Origin of the sequence: Salinisphaera sp. T31B1, from assembly GCF_040361275.1 — a bacterium.
In the GTDB taxonomy this organism is placed as follows: domain Bacteria; phylum Pseudomonadota; class Gammaproteobacteria; order Nevskiales; family Salinisphaeraceae; genus Salinisphaera.
The window spans coordinates 38,577-59,886 of record NZ_APNH01000005.1 but is presented as its reverse complement, the minus strand read 5'-3'; the positions used below and the strand labels follow the sequence as shown (position 1 = coordinate 59,886).

Below are 21,310 nucleotides of genomic sequence, written 5' to 3'. Positions count from 1 at the left end.
TCCTTATTTGCGGCACGACCGGCCGCCGTCGAATCGAACGACCGGTTTTCTACCCGAGGTCTGTCACACCGGTCAACCGTCGCGACGGCTGGGCCGACTACGTCGCATCCATATGATGTGCAGCGGAGACACCGTAACGCATCCGCGCCCACCCATACATGAGCATGCCGCCAACCATCCACAGTCCGAAGATCAACCATTCGACGGGCTTGAGCGCAGAAGGACTGCCCGGCAGATAGAGCAGCACCAGCGCAAACGACAGCACCACCGCCGTGATGCCGACTGCGCGCCCGGCCGGCACGACGAACGGCCGGTTCATGCCCGGCTCGCGATACCGCAGGACCACGAACGAGGCCGCCACGAACAGATAGGCCAGCACGATTCCCAGCCCGCCGGCATCCACCAGCCAGACCATCGCGCTTCGCCCGAGCAGCGGCGCGATTGAGGTGACGACCCCGATGAGGATGATCGCGTTCGCCGGCGTGTTGTAACGCGGATGCAGTTCGGCGAACACACGCGGCAGCATGTCGGCCTTGGCCAGTGCGTAGATCGCCCGCGAACCGCCGATATAGAACGCATTCCAGCTCGTCACGATTCCCGCCATACCGGCCAGCACCATCAGCTTGCCGGCCCATACGCTCGAGAACGCCGTGCCCATGGCGTCCGGTACCGACAATGATTCGGTATCGATGGCGCTCGGGGCGAGCACGTATGCGGTGCCGAAGATGATCGCCGCATACCACACGACGGCCAGAAGCACCGAGAAGATGAGAATCCGTCCGATGTCGCGATGCGGCAGGTCGATCTCCTCGGCGGCCTGCGGGATCACGTCGAAGCCGACGAACATGAAGGGCACCATCACCAGCACGCTGAGGATACCCCCGGCCACGCTGGCCTCGCCGGTGAACAGCGGCGAAAGATTGGCACCGCTACCGGTGAACAGAGCGCCGGTGATGAACATCAGCCCGACGACCACGATCAGCCCGGTCACCAGCTTTTGCAGCAGGGCCGCGGTACGAATGCCGATGTAGTTGACCCACATCATGAACAGCGATCCGGCCACACCCACCAGGACCCAGGTCGCTTCCACGTCCCAGCCCGCGATGGTCCACATATGACCGACGCTGTAGCCGGGTAGCAGGTTTTCGACCACCGTGGGCAACGCCACGGCCTCGAACGACACCACGGTCATGTAACCCAGCACGATGGCCCAGGTACACACGAACGACGCCAGGTGGCCGAGCCCGCGGTAGCTGTAGACATGTTCGCCGCCGGCCTGCGGCATGGCCGCGGCCAGCTCGGCATAGGTCAGCCCGACCAGCACGATCGCCACGCCGCCGATGAGAAACGCGCTCACCGCGCCGAGGCTACCGGCCGACAGAATCCAGGTGCCGGTCATCACGATCCAGCCCCAACCGATCATGGCCCCGAAGGCCAGCGCCAGTACGTCCTTGCGTGCCAGCACACGTACGAACCGCGCAGTCTCAGCGTTCATCGCACTACCCCCTGTCTTGTTCGTCGATCGCCGGGCGGCACCGCAAGATTCGGCGCGCCGTCGGTCGAGCGTATCACCGCGGCTGGGTGGCGTAACGCGCGACAAAGGTAGCAACCGCGGCCTCGATCAGCGCCGTGCGGTCACCGGTCTCGATCGACAGGCCCAGCACCGCGCGCAGATGGACATCCCCGCGTACCGCCCCCAGAAACTGAGCCGCGACGGTCTCGCAATCCGCGGCATCGATCAGCCCGCGTGCGCGCAGCCGTTCGAGATAGGTTGTCACGCTGGTGAGCGTCTGCCCGGGGGCACAGTCGTAGAAGATCGCGCCGAGTTCGGGAAAGCGGTTCGACTCGGTGGCCACCATGCGCAGCAGCGCCAGGCTCTGCGGCGCACAGATCGCCTCCATGAACGAGGCGGCGATCTGACGCAGTGCCGGGCCCAGAGTCAGCGATTCGATGTCGTCGGCGACCGCCATGCTCGCGGTCACACGCTGGCATTCGGCGCGGGTGACGGCTGCGAACAGCGCTTTCTTGCCGGCGTGGTGCGCATAGACCGTGGCCTTGGACACACCCGCCGCGGCAGCGATCGCATCCATGCTGGTCGCGCCGTACCCCTGCGCGATGAACAACTGCTTGGCGGCCCGCAACACGGCCTCGCGCTTGCATTCGAACAGTTCGGCGGCGTCGGATGGCGGCATCTGATTCATAGGCGGCACGCGAGCAGCATCGCGATCCTGTATTTGACAATTAATGCTGTATACAAATAAATTATCGCATCTGAACTGAACCGTACAGTTCACCCAATCCCCGCCGTATCCTGCGGCGATCGAACGACGAACCGAATGTCACCGCTGTCTGCTGTTTTCCGTGCCCGGCGCCCTGCCCGGCGGGCCGCCTTACGTTCCGGCCTGCGGCTGGCCTGCCTTGGCGGGCTGGCTCTGCTTGCCGGCTGCACCGTGGGCCCGGACTTCGAGCGCCCGGCCGCGCCGGATGCCCAGGCCTATACAGCCGGTGCGAGCACCGTGGGCGGCAACACGCCCGACAGTCGACTGCAACAGCAGACGTTCGCGCGCGCAGCCGATGTTCGAGCGGACTGGTATCGGCTGTTCGGCTCGGATCGGCTCGATGCGCTCATCGCTCGCGCGCTGGCCGACAGCCCCACGCTGGCAGCCGGCCGTGCGCGTCTGAAAGCCGCGCGGGCGGCGGTGGATGCCAGTCGGGGCGCCATGTTTCCCCAGATCGGGGCCTCGGCCGGTGTTTCCCGCCGGCGGGCCAGCGGCATCGATCTGGGTATCGACGATCCGATGTTCATCAACGTGTTCAATCTATACCAAGGTCGGGTCAGTGCAGGCTACGATCTCGACGTGTTCGGCAAGACCCGCCGACGGATCGAAGCCAGCGCCGCACAGCTGGATTTCCAACGTTTCCAGGTTCTCGACGCCTACGTCACGCTGGTCAACAACATCGTGGCCACGGCGATTGCCGAAGCGGGCCTGAACGCGGCCATTCAAACCACGGAGCAGATCATCGACAGCCAGCGCTCGACGCTGGACATCGTCGCCAAGCAGGTCCAGTACGGGGTGGCGATCAGCGCCGACGCATCGCAGATCCGCACGCGCCTGGCACGTACCCAGGCCTCGCTCGAGCCACTGAAGAAACAACGTGCGGTCGCCGTCAACCGGCTGGCCACACTGGTGGGCGCGGCGCCCGGGCATTTCAGCGACCCTGGCTTCACACTCGACGAACTGACCCTGCCGGCGCAGCTGCCCGTCAGCGTACCCAGCGCACTGGTACGCCAGCGGCCGGACATTCTGGCCGCCGAGAGCCTGACCCATGCCGCGAGCGCGCGCATCGGCGTTGCCACCGCCAATCTGCTGCCTGATTTCTCGATCAGCGGCTACTACAGCCGGGAAGGGCTAAGCGTGGCCGATCTGACCGATCCGATGAACGCGCTTTACGAGCTCGGTGCTTCGGTGAGCGCCCCGCTGTTCGCCGGTGGTCGGCTGCGTGCGAACAAGCGTGCCGCGCGCGACGAATATGTCGCGGCGCTGGCCGACTATCGCACCACTGCACTCACGGCATTCGGCGAAGTCGCCAACGCCCTGCGTTCGCTGGAATCCGATGCCCGGGCGCTGCGCGACCAACAGGTCGCCGTGGATCAGGCACGCGAGAATCTCGACACCGTGCAGGCACAGGTCGACAACGGCGCGGCCGACTATATCGGCCTGTATACCGCCGAACAGCAGTATCAGGAGGCATTGCTGGACGCCACCCAGGCCCGGGTCTTGCGCTATCGCGACAGCGCTGACCTGTTCGCCGCACTGGGTGGCGGCTGGTGGAACGCGGACCGCTCACCGCTGGCCGACCCGGACCCGCGCGCTCGCCAGACCATGTCGACAATGCGCGCCGAGTGATTTTCTCCGATTCGCTTTACAGGCTCGATCCATGACAGAGCAAACCGACCCGGCGACCGACGCCGGACAGACGGCCGCGGCAACGCCCAAGAAAAATAGCCGACGCAAGTGGTATCTGCTCGGCCTGGCCGCGCTGTTTCTGATCATCGGCATCGCTTATGCCCTTTACTACGTGCTGGTCGCCCAGTACTACGCGGCCACGGATGATGCCTATGTACACGGCAACCGGGTGATGCTGACCCCGCAGCGGGCCGGCACGGTCACCGCGATCCGTGCCGACGATACCGATCTGGTCAACGCCGGCGATACGGTGATCGAACTCGACGACACCGACGTAGACAACGAACTCGCCCGCGCCAGCTCTGCCCTGGCCTCGACCGTACGCCAGGTCCACCAGCTCTACGCGCAGGCCAACGAACAACAGGCCACCGTCGCGCTCCGCGAGACCGAGCTCGAGCAGTCGCGTCGCGACTATCGTCGCGACGCGCGCCTGATCAAGGTCCACGGCGTGACCGAGAAGGCCTTCGAGCATAGCCGCTCGGCATATAACCAGGCCCAGTCGCAGCTCACCGCGGCGCGGGCACGGCTGGCCGAGCTCAAGGCCCAGACCGATGGCACGACGTTGCGCGATCACCCGCAGGTGCTGGAGGCCGCCGCTGAACTGCGCACGGCCTATCTCGACGTACGGCGTTCGTCGGTCCCGGCACCGGTGACCGGGTATATCGCCCAGCGCGATGTCCAGCTCGGCCAGAAGGTCGACCCCGGTAAACCGATGCTCTCGATCGTGCCGATCGATCATGTCTGGGTGAACGCCAACTTCAAGGAGACTCAGCTGGCGGCGATGCGTATCGGCCAGCCCGCCGAAGTGCATGCCGATTTCTATGGCGACGATGTTGTCTATCACGGGCACGTGGCCGGCCTGAGCCCCGGCACCGGTGCCGCGTTCGAGTTGCTGCCGCCCCAGAACGCTTCCGGCAACTGGATCAAGATCGTGCGCCGGCTGCCGGTGCGTATCGCGCTCGATGCCCGCGAACTCGACCGGCATCCCCTCCGTCTGGGGCTGTCCATGACCGTGAGCGTGGATCTGCACGATACGTCTGGCCGCCCGCTGGCCGAACAGACGCCGGCCAAAACGCGCTACCAGACCGACGTCTATCGCCAGCGCGAGGACGGTGCGGCGCGGATTATCGACCGCATCATCGCAGCCAATGACGGCGACCCTGATACCCGGCCCGACAACGCCACCACGACCCTCGGACGCCTGTCGCCGCCGTCATGAGCGATACCGCGGACAGCAACGCCCCGGCACCGCTGCCGCCGGGCGCACTGGTCGTAGTGACGCTGAGCCTGGCGCTGGCGGTGTTCATGAACGTGCTGGACGTGTCGATCGCCAACGTTTCGATCCCCACGATCGCCGGCAATCTCGGCGTATCGACCAGCAACGGAACGTGGGTGATCACGTCGTTCGCGGTGGCCAACGCCATCGCCGTACCCGTGTCGGGCTGGATGGCCAAGCGGGTCGGCGAGGTGAAGCTGTTCGTCGCGTGCACAGTCGCCTTCACGCTGTTTTCGTTTCTGTGCGGCGTGTCGGGTTCGTTCGTAATGCTGTTGATCATGCGTGCCGCCCAGGGCGTGGTCGCCGGGCCGATGATCCCGCTGTCGCAAAGCCTGCTACTGGCGAACTATCCACCGGAAAAGCGCGGCTTCGCCAACGGTATCTGGGGCATGACCGCCGTGGTCGGACCAGTGGCCGGGCCGATCCTGGGCGGCTGGATCACCGACAACGTCAGCTGGTCGTGGATCTTCTATATAAACGTGCCCGTCGGCATCTTCGCCGCCGCCGGTACCTGGTTCATCCTGCGCAACCGCGAGACCGAGACCCAGACGCTGCCCATCGATCTCGTCGGGCTGGCGCTGCTGATCGTCGGTGTCGGCGCGCTGCAGATCATGCTCGACAAGGGCAACGATGAAGCCTGGTTCCAGTCGCCTTTCATTGTCACGCTGGCGATCACGGCCACGGTGTTCCTGGCTTTCTTCGTGGTCTGGGAACTCACCGACGACAATCCGGTGGTGGATCTTCGGCTCTTCGGCCGGCGCAATTTCACCGTCGCGACACTATGCGTGACACTCGGTTTCATGACCTATTTCGCAGGTGTCGTGCTGCTGCCGCTGTGGCTTCAGAACGAACAGGGCTACACGCCGACCTGGGCGGGCATCACCACCGCCTCGCTCGGGCTGATGGGCGCGATATTCTCTCCGATCGTCGGGCGACTCACCGACAAGATCGATATCCGATGGATCGTGACCTTCGGCATGCTGCTGTTCGCCGGGCTGTCGTTCATCAAGGCCGATGCCAATACCGATATCAGTTTCCAACGGCTGTTTCTCACCCGTCTGCCATGGGGCATCGGGCTGGCGTGCTTCTTCATTCCGTTGATCACGCTGTCGCTGACCGGCCTGCCCGCAAGCAAGGTCGCCAGTGCTTCGGGGTTATTCAACTTCATGCGTCTGATCGCACTGAGCTTCGGCACATCATTGAGCGTGACTCTGTGGGACCGCCGGCAGGCCTATCACGACCATATCCTGTCGGCCCATACCCGCGCCTCGGACCCACTGACCCAGCAATGGCTCGCCCAGGCCCAGGCACGGGGACTCACCGAATCGCAATCCTACGGCGCGCTCGCCGAAGAAATTTCGAAACAATCGTTCATGATCGGACTCAACGAGATGTATTTTCTGGCTGGGTGTCTGTTCATCGGCCTGACCGCGCTGATCTGGTTGTCGCGACCCAATCAATGACCGTCGGCGCGGCGCGCGCCTGGATTGTTATGTTATAACCGGCTGCGCCCGTGCCCGACCGGAACCGATTCATGCCCGCCAGCCCCAGCGCCACCGATATGCAGACCGTCCATCGTTGGCGATGGGTCGCAGGTGCGGTGATATCGAGCTGGGGCTTGATGACCGGTTACGCGGTCACGCAGGGGCTGACGGTACTGGCCGGGCTGACAACCCTTCAGGCCCTGGCGATGGCGGTGGGCGCGTGGCTCGCGCTGGGGGTGCGCACCCGGGTCCGGGTCCATGTGCTGGATGCGATCGCAGCGGGCGTACTGATCGGCAGCGCCATCTATTACGTGCTCCCTGCCGCGCTCGTGGGCCATCCGCTCGGCGGCGCGGCCGGATTGCTGCTCGGCGCCGCGGTCGGCGGCGCGATTCACCAGCATGCGGGCGGACAGGCACATCGATCGATGCTCGCCGGGCTGTCCCTGCATGCCGCGAGCGCCGGGTTGGTGCTCGGGGTGGTGTATACCGGCATGCCAGCGCTCGGCCTATCGCTGGGACTCGCCATCGTGGCACACAAGCTGCCGGCCGGGTATGCGCTGGCCGGCGCGCTGCGTGACAATGGCGATTCGATCGCAAGTGTGGCGCTACCGGCCTGTGCAATCGGGCTGGTGAGCCTGCCGGTCGCGCTGCTGGCACTTCCCGCCGGATTGCCGCACGGACTGTTGTTCGGTCTGGCCAGCGGCCTGTTTCTGACGGTGGCCGGTGTGTTTGTCGCGCAGCTGCCTTGGCAAGGTCTCTGTCGGATCGGCTTCATCGTGGCACAGATACTGTTAGGGCTGGCGGCGGTCGTCCTCCTGGACCGGTTGATTCGCGGGCCCGGCTGATCGTTCGTCTACTGCCCGAAACCGGGCGTCATGAAACTTTCACCCTGATCTGATTGTCCAAGCCGCCACATCGGGTGCGTCGCGCTTCATGCAGAGACAACACGAGGGTATTCAATGGGTTGCTACAGTTGGACACGTGCCGGTCTGATCGGTGCGATCGGCATGGGGCTGCTGATCGGCCAAACGTCGACCGTCACCGCCCGGCCGTCGGCGTCCGAACGCCACGACGCGCGCGCTCAGGCCAGCTCTGGCGTCGACCCTTCCGCCCCGGCGACACACGTCGGACAGGACACGCCACCGGCTGAGATCGCACATACCCATTCCCGGGCGCCCCAGATAACGCCCTGGCAGACCATGACCGTGGAGCCGGGCGATTCGCTATCGAGATTGTTTGCCCGTGCCAACCTGCCGGCGCGTGAATGGGTGGATTTGCTCAAGCTGGGCGACCCGGTCGAGCCGCTCGAAACGCTGCGCGCCGGGGAAACCGTGGAGATCCGCAAGACACCCGGCGGGCGCCTGGCCGAGCTCCAGTACTCGCTGGGCCCGGTGGATACGCTCGCCGTTCGTCGCACCGCGAGCGGCGACGACGCACTGGTCGCCGACATCATTCAACGCCAGACCGAGACTCGCCGGCTGACCGCACAGGGCGTGGTCGACGGATCGCTATCCGGGTCGCTGGCCGCAGCCGGCGTGCCGGCGAAGATCGCCACCGAACTGGCGCATATCTATCGCTATCGCGCCGATCTGTCGCACGGAATGCAGTCGGGCGATCGATTCTCGATCATCTACGATGCCCAGTTCGCCGACGGTCACCGCATCGCGAGCGGCCCGATCGTCGCGGCTCGGATCACCACCGCCGGTACCGAACACGCCGCGTTTCGCGTGGTCGACGACGATGGTCGAAGTGCCTATTACGATACGCGCGGCCGCGCCTACGAACCGTCGTTTTCGCGCCATCCCGTCAATTATTCGCGCATCAGCTCGCCGTTCAACCCGAACCGGATGCATCCGATTCTGCATATCCGTCGTCCGCACTGGGGCGTGGATATGGCGGCCCCGCGTGGCACGCCGATCCACGCGGCCGCCAATGGGGTAGTCAAGTTCGTTGGCCGCAAGCATGGGTATGGCCGGTTGGTCGAACTCCAGCATGCGGACGGCTATTCTTCGCGCTATGGGCATATGGCGCGTTTCGTCAAAGGGCTCCACGATGGCGAGCGGGTCCACGAGGGCGATGTGATCGGCTATGTCGGCTCCACCGGCGAAGCCACCGGCCCGCACCTGCATTTCGAGATTCGCAAGGACGGCATTGCGCACAATCCCTTGACCATGCCCCTACCGGAGGGCCATCCGCTGTCGCCGAACCGGCTGGCGGTGTTCGTCAGCCGCATCCAGCCCCTGATCGCGCGGCTGGACGGTCGTACGGGCACAACCACGAGCACCTTGTTCGCCTCGGCCTCGGATACGCAGCTGCGCGGTACGAACTGCAATCAAGCCAGTGCAATCAACGCGGCGCTGGCACTCTCGCCGGCCCATGCCGACGATCGGCATCCGCTGTCCGAGCTGTTCTGCGTGGTAGCTGCACAGAGCAACGCCTGAATCGCCTCGTCGTCGATGGTTCGCCCATTGAAAAAGCCGCACGGTCGAATACCGTGCGGCTTTATGACCGGCTGAGCGACGCCCGGCGGGTCTAGTGGCGGTGGTGCCACCCGTGTTTGCCATGGCCGCGGCCTTTTCCGTAGTGGCGGCCGCGATCATGGTGGCGATCGTAGTTGCGGCGATCACGATAATAGCGGTCGTCGTGACGATCGTTGTAACTGTCGGCCAGCACCGCACCGCCCGCGCCGCCGATGCCCGCGCCGATGACGGTCGCGGCATCGCCACCGATCATCTGTCCCACCGCGGCGCCCGCTGCACCGCCCAGGCCGCCGCCGATCGCCGAGTTCAGGCGATCCCCGGCATAGCCTGCCGAGCTCGCCATACACAGCGCCAACGTACCGGCATAGAGTCCCATCCTGTACTTCATCGTATGTCTCCGCTGCATGACTGCTTTACATACCGATGAATATAGCCTGCCTCGGTGAACTATCCCTGAACCACCGCTCCGGGATTACCGCGTTCTGAAAAAAGGCCGCGGCGGCGACATGCCGGCGCGGCCTTCGAGCGAGCCCGTGCTCGACTCGAGACTAGCCTCTGGACGACGCCCGGGTGCCTTCGTAGTCGGCGTCTTCGAAATCGTCGTCGTCGTCATCCTCCCACTTGTTATGGAAGATGTCGCGGGCCTCGAATGCGTCGGCCCCGACCGGCTTCGACTCGTACTTCTGATGCAGATCGAGCAGCATCTGACGGCGATCGGCGCGCAGTTCCCCGCATAGCACGAAGATCATGCAGTAAAGGATGAATACGAACGGCAACGCCGCAAGCAGCGAACCGGTCTGCAGCCCTTTCAGGCCCCCGGCGACGATCAGCGTCAGACAGATCGCCGAGATCAGCAGGCCCCACGACAAACGCTTGTACAGCGGCGGCTCTAGCGAGCCTTCGTCGGTCATCTGGGCGACAATGTATGAAGCCGAATCCGCCGATGTCACCAAAAACACGAAGATCAGGCACATGGCCAGGATCGACAGCACGTTGGTGAAGGGCATCATTTCGAAGAACGTGAACAGCGCCGAGGTGATGTTGTCGTCGACCGCACTCGTCAGCGTGCCGCCCGCATCGCCGAACAGTTCCATGTGCAATGCGGCACCGCCGAACACACCGATGAATCCGCAGGCCAGCAGCGGCGGCACGATCAGTACGCCCATGACGTACTCGCGGATCGTCCGACCCTTGGAAATCCGGGCCACGAACGTGCCCACGAACGGTGACCACGCGATCACCCACGCCCAGTAGAACACCGTCCAGGTCGAGATCCAGTTCTCGCCGGTATCCTCGAACGGGTTCATGCGCAGGCTCATCGCGATGAAGTTCTCGATATAGTCGCCCACACCGACAACGATCGTGTTGAGGATGAAGATCGTCGGCCCGGTGCACAGCACCCAGCCCATCAGCCCCAGACACAGCGCCATATTGATGTTCGAAAGATACTGGATGCCTTTGTCGAGCCCGGAATAGCTCGACATGGTGTAGCAGGCGCACATGACGCCCAGAATGATGAATTTCCACATCGTGGAATCCGGCACGCCGAACATCTGGTTAAGCCCGCCATTGATCTGCAGTACGCCCAGGCCCAGCGATGTCGCCACACCCATGACCGTGGCGACCACGGCAAAGATGTTGAGCGCATCGGAGGTCGGCTGCCGGGCCGCCTTGGGCAGCTTGTTGGTCATCGGCTCCAGCACCGTGGATACCAGTCCTGAACTTTTCTTGCGGAACTGGAAGTAGGCGATGATCAGGCCGACGATCGAAAACCCGGCCCACTGGCTGACACCCCAGTGGAAGAAACTGTACTGGATCGCATAGCGCGCCGATTCCGCGGTCTCGCCCGGCATGTCGTTGTACGGCGGATGCAGATAATGCAGCACCGGCTCGGCGAGGCCGTAGAACACGAGTCCCACGCCGAATCCGGCCGCCAGCAGCATGCTCACCCAGGAGAAGAAACTGTACTCCGGCTCGCTGTAGGGATCGCCAAGGCGAATCTTGCCGTATCGGCTGAACGCCAGCCCGACGAGAAATATGACGAAACCGAAGACCGACAGTAGATACAGCCAGCCGAAGTAGTGCGATACGCGTTCAAGTGCGGCATTGGCGAAGTTGCCGAACGCTTCCGGCATCGACGCGCCCACGATGACCAGCGCCACGATGACGAGTGCGGACCCGACATAGACCCGCTGGCTACGTGATAAGAGATTACTCAAGAGACCCCCGGACAAAATATTGAATACGCCCGTCACTGGTCGGGCGGTGACGGACACCGCGCTCAACTTCAGAACGCGACGCTTGGTTTCATTACTAGCACTTTGCCCAAGGCCCGGCAAACATCGATTTAACTGCATAATGCAGGCGCCAGTATGGCCCGGTTCGTGCGTGAAGCCTGTCGGATTCACTACCGATCAGGACAACGCAATGAAAAGACATATCTTGGGCGCGGGCGCATTGGCGCTGTGTTGCCAGATGGCTCTGGCGGCTGACGAGCCGAACGCCGACGCCCTGGGCGGGTTCGACGTGTTGCAACCGCTCGCCGACGCGCCGCAGAAAATGGCCGACGGCGATTATGCGGGCAACTATTATGTGCCTTCGACAGTGTCGACCGTGCTCTGGGGCTATCTGCCCAATAACAGTGCAGAAGCCGTACTGAGCGTTCCATCAGGGAGCACCGTGACGTTCGACACGATCTCGCACGAAGGCATTCTTGAGGATCAAGGCCGCGATCCCGTGGCCTATTTCGCCAAGCTGGGAGTGCCGGCCGACGGCGTGCTCGAAGACGCCGTCGCGATCACCGGCTCGGACATGCCGCACGATTTCAAGCATGACGGGCCCCATATCGTGACCGGCCCGGTCGCCATCGAAGGTGCCGAACCCGGCGATGTACTCAAGGTGGAAGTCATCAAGCTCGAGCCGCGTGTGCCCTATGGGGTGATCTCCAACCGTCACGGCAAGGGCGCGTTGCCGGGCGAATACCCCAAGACCGAACCCGAGCCGGATCCGAGCGCAGCCCATCCGGAACGCTATGGCAACGTCTCGGTATTCGCCCCGATCGAGAAGACCGACGACGGTTGGGTCGGGGTCCTCGAGGCCGGCAAGGGCCGCCAGATCCGGTTTCCACTGCACCCGTTCATGGGGATCATGGGCGTTGCCCCCGACACCGATGATAAGGTGAACTCGGTGCCGCCGATGCGCGTCGGCGGCAATGCCGACATCAACGATCTCGGTGCCGGCAGCACAGTCTATTATCCGGTCGCCGTACCGGGGGCCATGTTCTATACCGGCGACAGTCACTTCACCCAGGGCGACGGCGAAGTGGCCCTGACCGCGCTTGAAGGCTCCATGCGCGCCACGCTCAAGCTGACGCTGCTCAAGAGCGGCCAGGCCGAACTGCCCGGCAAGCAGGTCGACAAGCTGCTCGGCGAAACCAGCGACTACTGGATCACGGTCGGGCTCGACCCGGATCTGGATCTGGCCATGAAGGACGCCGTGCGCGAATCGATCCGGTTTCTACACCAACAGTACGATATCGAGGAGTCACTGGCCCTGGCCTATCTGAGCGCAGCCACGGATTTCGAAGTCTCGCAGGTGGTAGACAAGACCAAGGGCATCCACGCCATGATCCGCAAGGCCGACTTCGCCGATTTCGATACGGCCGTGCGCTCGCAAACCGAGGAAGCCGCCCGCTGAAGACCCGGGCACGCTCGGCCGGGTCGACGGCCGATCTCGCAAGATATGAGCGGCGAGCCGCGCAACGGCGTGCGGACAGCGTATGAGACGCTGTCCGCACGCTCGCCGCCAAGTGCCCGCGCTGGTTGCTCGTCCACCCACGGTCGGCCAGGCCGACCACACATACCAGCCGAGCCCGGGCTGCGTTGGGCCAGCAAGCCGGCCCGACAGGCCACGATGGTCAAGCGCTCGGTGGCGTCCATGGCGTAGGATGACCGTTTGATCATTGCTTGAGACCTACCATGGATGTCATCCGTATTCTTCTGTCGATCCTGATCCCGCCCCTGGGCGTGTTTCTGCAGGTCGGCATCGGGCTTCAGTTCTGGGTGAACGTGCTACTGACGCTGCTCGGATATATTCCGGGCGTCATCCACGCGGTGTACATCATCGTGACGCGCTGACCGGATATCGGCACGGTACGGCGTTTGCAAACACGCCGTATCGTGCCCATCTAGATCGACTACAGTTCCGGTCCGGACCCCGTCATGAGCACCGACCTTTCAGTCCTCGATCTCGTTCCCGTGCCGAGCGGCACAGCACCGTCACAGGCGATCCGGGCCAGTCTCGATCTGGCGCGTCTGGCCGAGCGCTGTGGTTACCGCCGCTATTGGATCTCCGAGCATCACGGCATGCCGAGTATCGCCAGCTCGGCCCCGGAAGTTCTGCTGGCGCGCATCGGCGCCCTGACCGAGTCCATCCGTATCGGCTCCGGTGGCATCATGCTGCCCAATCACGCGCCGCTTCGCGTCGCTGAAATCTTCCAGACGCTCGAAGCGCTCTATCCGGGCCGTATCGATCTCGGGCTCGGCCGCGCGCCCGGCTCGGATCAGCGTGCCAGCCGCGCGTTGCGCGCGGCATCCGGCGAACAGTTCGCCGACCTGCTCAACGAAATGATCGGCCTGTCGCGCAATACGCTGCGCCCGGGGCACCCCTTCCACGGCGTGACCGTCAGCCCGGGCGATGTCGAGCTCCCGCCAATCTGGATCCTCGGCTCGAGCGGCGCCAGTGCCCATGTCGCCGGGGCCGCCGGCATGGGGTACAGCTTTGCCAGCCATTTCAGCCCGGTGCCGGCCGAACCGGCGCTGCGACGCTATCGGGGCGCGTTCCAGCCCTCGGCCGCGTTCGACGCTCCGCACGCAATCCTTGGCGTATCGGTGATTTGCGCGCCGACCGACGAAGAAGCCGAGCACCTGGCCGCGACCGTCGATCTGATGTGGCTACGCCTGCGCAAGGGCGAATTTCTACCCCTGCCCTCGCCCGAAGAGGCGTTGGCCTACGACTACAGCGACATGGAGCGTGCGGCGATCCAGGAAAACCGCTCGCGCCACGTGATCGGCAGCCCCGATACGGTCCGGGCTGAACTCGAAGCGCGTATCGCCGACGGGCAGCCCGATGAAGTGATGGTCGTATCCAATATTCACGACGCATCGAAACGCTTGCGCAGCTACGAGTTGGTCGCCCGGGCCATGCACCAGATCAACGCCACCGATGACATCGGCCGATGAAAAAAACGGAATTTGTTGGCCTGCGTCGCCAAAACGCGACACAATGTAGGCTCTAGTTAATTTTGAACGGGCAGTTTTATGGGTGAACGTTCTCCGCGAGAACAGGATGACACTCTCCCGGTATTACACGAGCAGCTGTGCTTTTCGTTGTATACCGCGACGCACCGCATCATCCGCGCCTATCGGCCATTGCTCGAACCACTGGGTCTGACCTACGTCCAGTATCTCGTGATGCTCGTCCTCTGGGAGCATACGCCGCGCTCGGTCGGCGAACTCGGTTCGCGGCTGCACCTGGACAGCGGCACACTCACCCCGCTGCTCAAGCGCATGGAGAAAGCCGGCTTCGTCGTACGTGAGCGCGACAGCGACGACGAACGACGCGTGCTGATCTTTCTCACCGACGAAGGACGCGAGCTGCGCGAAAAGTCCGGCGAGATCGCTCATTCCATGCTCTGCCATACCGAACTGTCCCGCCCCGAAGCACTGGAACTGCGTGAACGCCTGATGCAGCTCGCCCAGACGCTGAGCTGAGACACCGGGCTGCGGCCCCGGGCGGGCCCGGGTTGAGTATTAGTACCCATGGCCTGGTCGCGGTATTGCCCGCATCCTGCGCGGCCGCTTCAGCCCGATGACCCCCATGTGGCAATGGATCAACGATAACGCACAGGCCCTGTCCTTCTTTGCCAGCGTCGGCACGCTGGCCGTATGGGTCTTCTATGCACAGCTATTGTTCTCGGGGTTCAGGCGTCAACGGCGAGCCCGCATACTGATCAATCAGGGTTGGGGGCAGCAGATCGATTCCGTATGTCTGATCGGCAACATGAGCCAGGAACCGATCTATGTCCACAGCGTACTGCTGACCATCCGCACCCAGAACAGTCAGTACACCGAGTCGATCACCGATTTCGATAGCGCCGAACCCAGCGACAGCCAGGACAAGCCGCAGGAGGTCACACGTCAGGGACCGCTGCAATCCGGCGAGCAGATCAATCTAGGGACATTCCGTTCGTTGATTCGGCAGACGGCCAAACGCCACAAGAGCCTGACCGCCGATGAGAATAAACCCATCCGTACGCTCGAGGTAGAAAACTTCAAGATCACGGTGATCGCAAGCTACGGCCCCGAAGGAGGTATCGTCGGGGCGCAGCGCAAGTTCATCGTCCGCGGACAAGACAACGAACTGATGCGTCCGGTGGCGACAACGACCAAGCGCATGGCCAAGCGACGCGCACGTAAACGCCTGCAACGCTGGCTCGAGGATGAACTCTAGCGCCTCTTCCGTGGCACCGGGCGCGCTCGATACGATCGGGGACGCGCGATCGTCGGCCGCCGCCGGCCAGAGACAGGCAGCTACCTCGTGCATCGTCGACGTATCGCGCCTGTGAAGGCCTGACCGCTGTTTGCGGCCTACAGCCGGCCCGAAGATCGATCGCTGGCAGACCAGGGCCGATCAGACGAGCGCCCGCGCCGGGCTCAGGGTTTGAAACACGCCAGTTGCCGTATCGGCATTTTAGGGCTTATTTTCCCAATTAACTTGAAGTGATCCGAGTCAGATCGGCGCTACAAAGTTCTATCTTCAGGTTGTGCCGATACTTCGGCGCCGGCGCGCCGCCGCGCGGCCTGCACCGACTGCAAACGAAACAGGCCCGTACGAATGAACGCACGGGCCTGTCGTCTAGCGAGCCTGGCGAGGGACTAGCCGAACGCCTGAATCCCGGTCTGCGCACGGCCGAGTATCAGCGCATGCACATCGTGAGTGCCTTCATAGGTGTTCACGGCTTCGAGATTCATCACGTGCCGGATGACGTGATACTCGTCTGAAATGCCGTTGCCGCCATGCATGTCGCGCGCCTGGCGTGCGATGTCGATCGCCTTGCCGCAATTGTTGCGCTTCATCAGCGACACCATCTCCGGCGCCCAGTTGCCTTCGTCCATGAGCCGACCCAGACGCAGGCTGCCCTGCAAACCCAGGGTGATATCTGTCTGCATGTCGGCCAGCTTTTTCTGGATCAGCTGGGTCGCGGCCAGCGGGCGGCCGAACTGCTTGCGATCGAGTGTGTATTCGCGGGCGGCCTTCCAGCAGAACTCGGCAGCCCCCATCGCGCCCCAGGAGATACCGTAGCGCGCCTTGTTCAGACAGGAAAACGGGCCTTTGAGTCCTTCCACGTCCAGCCGGTTTTCTTCGGGTACGAAGCAATCCTCGAGCATGATCATGCCGGTAGCCGACGCGCGCAGCGAGAACTTGCCTTCCAGCTTCGGCGTTTCCATGCCGCCGAACTCGCGTTCGACCACGAAGCCGTTGATCTTGCCATCGAGGTTCGCCCATACCACGGCCACATCGGCGATCGGTGAATTGGTGATCCAGTTCTTGGCGCCGTTGAGCACGTAGCCACCGTCGACCTTCTTGGCCTTGGTGCTCATCGAGCCCGGATCCGAGCCGTGGTCGGGCTCGGTCAAGCCGAAGCAGCCGACCCATTCGCCAGTCGCCAGCTTGGGCAGGTACTTCTTGCGCACCGCCTCGCTGCCGAAGGTAAAGATCGGGAACATCACCAGCGACGACTGCACGCTCATCGCCGACCGGTACCCGGAGTCTACCGCCTCGACCTCGCGGGCCAGCAGGCCGTAGCAGACATGGTTCAGGCCGGCACCGCCGTATTCCTCGGGAATGGTCGCGCCGAGCATGCCGAGCTCGCCCATCTCGTTCATGATCTCGCGATGGAATATCTCGTGGCGGTTGGCCTCGAGCACGCGCGGCATCAGGCTGTTCTGGCAATAGTCATGGCCCGCATCGCGGATCATGCGCTCGTCTTCGGTGAGCTGCGCGTCGAGGTTCAGCGCATCCGCCCAGTTGAAGTCGATCATTTCGGTGTCCTCTCGATAAGCATGGCCACGCCCTGACCGATGCCGATGCACAGGCTGATCAGCGCGTAGCGTCCGTTGATACGTTCCAGCTGACGCAGGCCGGTCAGTGCCAGACGCGCCCCAGAGGCCCCCAGCGGATGACCGACGGCGATCGCGCCGCCGTTGGGATTGAGACGTTCGTCGTCGCCCTGCAGGCCGAGTTCGTGGCAGCAACCCAGCACCTGTGCAGCAAACGCTTCGTTGATCTCGATGACGTCCATGTCGTCGAGCGTCAGTCCCGCGCGATCGAGCACCTTGCGGCAGGCACCGACCGGGCCCAGCCCCATCACGCGCGGCGGCACGCCCATGACGCCCCCGGCGATGATGCGCCCGCGAGGTGCAATACCGGCGGCCTCACCGGCCTTCTTCGAGCCGATGATCAGCGCGCCCGCGCCGTCGTTCACGCCCGAGGCATTGCCGGCGGTGATGATGCCGTCCTTGACGATGGGCGGAAGCTCGGCGAGCTTGTCGGCCGTGCTGCCGGGGCGCGGATGCTCGTCGGCGTCGATCGTGAGCGCCGGCTTCTTGCGGCCTTGGGAGACCTCCAGCGGCATGATTTCTTCGTCGAAGAACCCGTCCGCACGCGCGGCCTCATAGCGTGCCTGCGATTGGGCGGCGTAGGCATCGGCGGCTTCGCGCGAGATGCCGAAGTCGTCGGCCACGTTCTGGGCCGTGTCGGGCATCGCATCGGCGCCGTATTCGGATAGGATCCGCGGGTTGGGGAAGCGGGCACCGATGGTGGAATCGAAGACCGACATGTTGCGCGAATAGGCCTTGTCGGCCTTGGCCATCACGAACGGCGCGCGGCTCATCGACTCCACGCCGCCGGCGATGATCAGCTCTCCCTCGTCGGCCGAGACCGCACGCGCGGCATCCACGATCGCAGCCAGTCCGCTGCCACACAGCCGGTTGACGGTCTGTCCAGCCACCGATACCGGCAGGCCTGCGAGCAGGCCGGCATGTCGGGCCACGTTGCGAGCGTCTTCACCGGCCTGATTAGTACAACCGGCGATTACGTCTTCGTATTTCGCCGGATCGAAACCGTTACGGCCGACCACGGTCTTGATGACCGCCGCCAGCATGTCATCGGGGCGCACCGGCGCCAGGGCGCCCGCATGGCGGCCGAACGCGGTCCGCAGACCGTCATATATATAAGCGTCTAGCATGAGTTCTCCAGCACAGATCGTCGAAGGCCATTCGCGGCGTCGGTCGGGGGCTGTCGCCGCATTACCTAGCTGCGGCACGGGTCCGGCCCGACGCATTAAAGCGTGTTTGCGCTATATACTGCACGCCGATCGCGTACACGCGCCAACGCGCGCAGTGCCGCACAGTGAAACGCTGTTTTAAAACTTGACGTGCAGAGAATAGGCGGAGACAGTGCACAACGCAACCGGCCCCGCAGCGCATCGGCTGCCCTGCGCTACGAGTCAGCAACAAGGATGCCGCGTGTTCCGGCCCAGGCGTGATCTAACCAACTCAGTTTGCTCGGCCGCTGGCCGCCGGCGCCAGACAGCGCGGCCACGGATGGCCACCAGACCTCGACCGATGTCCGCGTGAGCGTGGCGATCGCCAGCCGCATGCACCCGAGTCGGCCGCTATGGCAGCGCGCCGCCGACTACAGCCTGCCGGCGTGCATGGTGCTCACGCTTGTTCGTATCACCGCCGATATCGAACTGGCCTATTGGCCTGCCCGCCTGGCCCTGATCGTTTATCTGGCCGCCCAGTGGCGCGCCCAGAGCCGTCTGGCAAAATCGCTGTTGCTGGTCGGGCTCGGTGTCGCATTGGCCATTGCGCTGTGGCGTGAGGATGCCAGCGAACTGCTGGCCGCCGCACTCGACCGCTTCTGCTTCTTTGCCACCTTCGTATCGGCACTGGGCATGCTGCGGGTGGCCGCGCTGCGCTCGCGGTTGATTCGCCAGGCCGGGCAGTCGCTGATTCGCCAGTCGCCGAGCCGCCGCTACCCGATTCTGGCGGCCGGCACCGGGCTGTTCGGCATTATCGTCAATATCGGTGTGCTCAGCCTGTTCGGCGCGCTGATCAAACGTAGCAACACGCTCACGGCGGCCGGCGGCCACGAATCGATTCGTGCCACCCGCGAGCGGCGCATGATGCTGGCCATGCTGCGCGGCTTTGCCATGGTGCCGCTGGCCTCGCCGCTATCGATCACGGTGGCGGTGATCCTGTCGAACATGCCGTATCTGACCTACTGGGATCTGGTGCCGCTGGCCCTTCCCACCGCAGCACTGGTGTTTGCACTGGGTTGGCTTTTCGACTGGCTGCAGCGTCCCGCGCCCACGGGGCTCGCCCTGCCCGAACCACGCCCGGCCTCACTGGCCGCCTTCATCCGCTTCGGCCTGCTGGCCGCGGCGATCACGGCGTCGGTGTTCATGGTGGCCGGCCTGCTCGATCTGAGCCTGCCGGTGGCCGTGCTCATCGCATGCCCGCTGAGTTCGTTCGTCTGGCTGGCGCTGCAACGACGCCGGCTCGGCGGCGGCACCGGCGCCCGCCGGGCCGGACTGTTGCTGTGGCGCCATGCGCGCCTGATCTTCGGCGCGAATCGCGTCGAGATCGCCATCCTCGGCGGCTCGGGTTTTCTGGGCGCACTGATCGCGCCCCTGGTCGATACCGAGCAGCTAAGCGCCTGGCTGCTGGCATCCAACCTGCACGGCCCGGCGGCGGCCGTGGCTGCGATGCTGATGATCGTCATGCTGGCTCAGTGCGGACTCAATCCGATCGTCTCTGCGACCCTGCTGCTGGGCGTGTTGCCGGATCCAAGCTCGATCGGCCTGCCGCCCGTGCTACTGGCCAGTGCACTGATGAGCGCCTGGGCACTGTCGATGCTGTCGTCGCCGTTCACCGCGGTCATGCTGATTCTGTCGGGTCTGACCGGGCGCTCGGTCTATGCCATCACCTGGCGCTGGAACGGGCTGTATTTCCTGCTTACCGTCGCGGTCCTGAGTGCCTGGCTGTTCGTACTCAACGGCGTGCTGACGGGCCACTGGATGATCTGGTAGCTGCAAAACGCCTCGATTGACCAGCCACCGTGTACGGTCTACCTTTCATGATCCCGTTTATTTTCGAGCACTCCGGAGGCGACGATGTCCGTCACTGCAACCGCCCGTAAACCCGACATGAGCGATGCGGAATGGGAGGTTCGCAAGGACCTCGCCGCCGCCTATCGGCTGGTCCATCTGTATGGCTGGGACGACCTGGTGTTCACGCACCTGTCGGCCCGTGTACCCGGCCCCGAGCATCATTTTCTGATCAACCCCTACGGCTTTCTGTTCGACGAGATCACTGCGTCGTCGTTGATCAAGGTCGACGAGAACGGCGAGATCGTGGATCCGGGCGCGACCAACCGCGTCAACCCGGCCGGTTTCACTATTCACAGCGCGGTGCACATGGCGCGTGAACAGGCCGGCGCAGTACTGCATCTGCATGCGGCCGACGGGGTTGCGGTCAGCGCCCACGAAGACGGACTGCTGCCGTTGAGCCAGACGGCCATGCTGTGTATCCCCCATATCACCTTCCACGAATACGAGGGCGTGGCCCTGAATCTGGAAGAGCGCGAGCGGCTCGTCGCCGATCTCGGTGATAAGGACATCATGCTGCTGCGCAACCACGGCACGCTGACCGTGGGCAAGGACGTGGGCGAAGCGTTCACCTATATGTATTTCCTGATGAAGGCCTGCCAGATTCAGGTACGGACGATGGCCATGGGCAAGCCCTATCTGCCCAATCAGGACGCGCTTGATACCACGGCCGACCAGGCACAGAGCCTCGGCAAGGGCAGCAAGCTGGCCTGGCCGGCGCTGATCCGCAAGCTCGAACGCATGGGCAGCGACTACGCCAGCTGAGTCTCCAGCGCCGTATTCGCGCGACGAAAGAAGCCGGGCGATCGCCCGGCTTCTTCATATTCGCGGTGTCGAATGCGCGCCCGTCCGGCCCGCGCTCGGTTCAT

At 64.0% G+C, this 21,310-nt stretch carries 18 protein-coding genes; 12 read left to right on the top strand and 6 right to left on the bottom strand.

Going from position 1 to position 21,310, the window contains the following annotated elements; genetic code table 11:
- Nucleotides 1-97 precede the first annotated feature (97 nt).
- Together T31B1_RS17100 and T31B1_RS17095 are read right to left on the bottom strand one after the other, a co-directional pair.
- Nucleotides 98-1,495 (bottom strand): APC family permease, encoded by a 1,398-nt coding sequence (locus T31B1_RS17100; protein ID WP_353250751.1) that lies wholly within the window; start codon nt 1,493-1,495, stop codon nt 98-100.
- A 73-nt stretch (nt 1,496-1,568) separates the two neighbouring features.
- Nucleotides 1,569-2,201, bottom strand: coding sequence for a TetR/AcrR family transcriptional regulator (locus tag T31B1_RS17095; RefSeq protein ID WP_353250750.1), 633 nt, complete (start codon nt 2,199-2,201; stop codon nt 1,569-1,571).
- Nucleotides 2,202-2,336: 135 nt separating this feature from the next.
- On the opposite strand from T31B1_RS17095, the gene T31B1_RS17090 reads away from it, so the two are divergent.
- The 5 genes from T31B1_RS17090 (at nt 2,337) to T31B1_RS17070 (ending at nt 9,169) form a co-directional block, all read left to right on the top strand.
- The gene (locus T31B1_RS17090) at nt 2,337-3,908 is read left to right on the top strand and encodes an efflux transporter outer membrane subunit (protein WP_353250749.1); all 1,572 of its coding nucleotides are present in this window, start codon (nt 2,337-2,339) and stop codon (nt 3,906-3,908) included.
- 31 nt (nt 3,909-3,939) lie between these two features.
- Entirely contained in the window at nt 3,940-5,187 is a 1,248-nt protein-coding gene (locus T31B1_RS17085; protein WP_353250748.1) for an HlyD family secretion protein, read from the top strand.
- A complete protein-coding gene (locus tag T31B1_RS17080) occupies nt 5,184-6,707 on the top strand; it encodes a DHA2 family efflux MFS transporter permease subunit (RefSeq protein ID WP_353250747.1) in 1,524 nt (507 codons plus the stop codon). Before T31B1_RS17085 ends, T31B1_RS17080 begins: the two co-directional genes overlap by 4 nt.
- 71 nt (nt 6,708-6,778) lie before the next feature.
- The gene (locus T31B1_RS17075) at nt 6,779-7,573 is read left to right on the top strand and encodes a ZIP family metal transporter (RefSeq protein ID WP_353250746.1); all 795 of its coding nucleotides are present in this window, start codon (nt 6,779-6,781) and stop codon (nt 7,571-7,573) included.
- A 114-nt stretch (nt 7,574-7,687) separates the two neighbouring features.
- Complete coding sequence (locus T31B1_RS17070) at nt 7,688-9,169, top strand: peptidoglycan DD-metalloendopeptidase family protein (RefSeq protein ID WP_353250745.1); 1,482 nt, start codon at nt 7,688-7,690, stop codon at nt 9,167-9,169.
- Between the two features lie 91 nt (nt 9,170-9,260).
- Here the strand turns inward: T31B1_RS17070 and T31B1_RS17065 are convergent, their stop codons facing one another.
- Nucleotides 9,261-9,596, bottom strand: coding sequence for a YMGG-like glycine zipper-containing protein (locus T31B1_RS17065; RefSeq protein WP_353250744.1), 336 nt, complete (start codon nt 9,594-9,596; stop codon nt 9,261-9,263).
- A gap of 160 nt (nt 9,597-9,756) precedes the next feature.
- A complete protein-coding gene (locus T31B1_RS17060; protein ID WP_502951044.1) occupies nt 9,757-11,343 on the bottom strand; it encodes a BCCT family transporter in 1,587 nt (528 codons plus the stop codon).
- Between the two features lie 340 nt (nt 11,344-11,683).
- On the opposite strand from T31B1_RS17060, the gene T31B1_RS17055 reads away from it, so the two are divergent.
- The 5 genes from T31B1_RS17055 to T31B1_RS17035 all read left to right on the top strand — a co-directional run bounded on the left by T31B1_RS17055 (nt 11,684) and on the right by T31B1_RS17035 (nt 15,718).
- Complete coding sequence (locus tag T31B1_RS17055) at nt 11,684-12,904, top strand: acetamidase/formamidase family protein (RefSeq protein ID WP_353251066.1); 1,221 nt, start codon at nt 11,684-11,686, stop codon at nt 12,902-12,904.
- Nucleotides 12,905-13,185: 281 nt separating this feature from the next.
- Entirely contained in the window at nt 13,186-13,344 is a 159-nt protein-coding gene (locus T31B1_RS17050; protein ID WP_353250742.1) for a YqaE/Pmp3 family membrane protein, read from the top strand.
- A gap of 84 nt (nt 13,345-13,428) precedes the next feature.
- Nucleotides 13,429-14,448 carry an LLM class flavin-dependent oxidoreductase gene (locus tag T31B1_RS17045; RefSeq protein WP_353250741.1) on the top strand — a complete coding sequence of 340 codons (1,020 nt, stop codon included), beginning with the start codon at nt 13,429-13,431 and terminating at the stop codon, nt 14,446-14,448.
- A 78-nt stretch (nt 14,449-14,526) separates the two neighbouring features.
- Nucleotides 14,527-14,979, top strand: coding sequence for a MarR family winged helix-turn-helix transcriptional regulator (locus T31B1_RS17040; protein WP_353250740.1), 453 nt, complete (start codon nt 14,527-14,529; stop codon nt 14,977-14,979).
- Nucleotides 14,980-15,085: 106 nt separating this feature from the next.
- A complete protein-coding gene (locus tag T31B1_RS17035) occupies nt 15,086-15,718 on the top strand; it encodes a hypothetical protein (RefSeq protein ID WP_353250739.1) in 633 nt (210 codons plus the stop codon).
- 425 nt (nt 15,719-16,143) lie between these two features.
- Here T31B1_RS17035 and T31B1_RS17030 read toward each other — a convergent pair whose 3' ends face one another.
- Together T31B1_RS17030 and T31B1_RS17025 are read right to left on the bottom strand one after the other, a co-directional pair.
- Entirely contained in the window at nt 16,144-17,310 is a 1,167-nt protein-coding gene (locus tag T31B1_RS17030) for an acyl-CoA dehydrogenase (RefSeq protein ID WP_353250738.1), read from the bottom strand.
- Nucleotides 17,307-18,515, bottom strand: a complete 1,209-nt coding sequence (locus T31B1_RS17025) for a 3-oxoadipyl-CoA thiolase (protein ID WP_353250737.1) — start codon at nt 18,513-18,515, stop codon at nt 17,307-17,309. The genes T31B1_RS17030 and T31B1_RS17025 overlap by 4 nt, the downstream gene beginning before the upstream one ends.
- Before the next feature lie 387 nt (nt 18,516-18,902).
- On the opposite strand from T31B1_RS17025, the gene T31B1_RS17020 reads away from it, so the two are divergent.
- A complete protein-coding gene (locus T31B1_RS17020) occupies nt 18,903-20,363 on the top strand; it encodes a hypothetical protein (RefSeq protein ID WP_353250736.1) in 1,461 nt (486 codons plus the stop codon).
- Nucleotides 20,364-20,447: 84 nt separating this feature from the next.
- On the top strand, nt 20,448-21,206 hold the full coding sequence (locus T31B1_RS17015; protein ID WP_353250735.1) for a class II aldolase/adducin family protein: 759 nt from the start codon (nt 20,448-20,450) through the stop codon (nt 21,204-21,206).
- Nucleotides 21,207-21,310 lie beyond the last annotated feature (104 nt).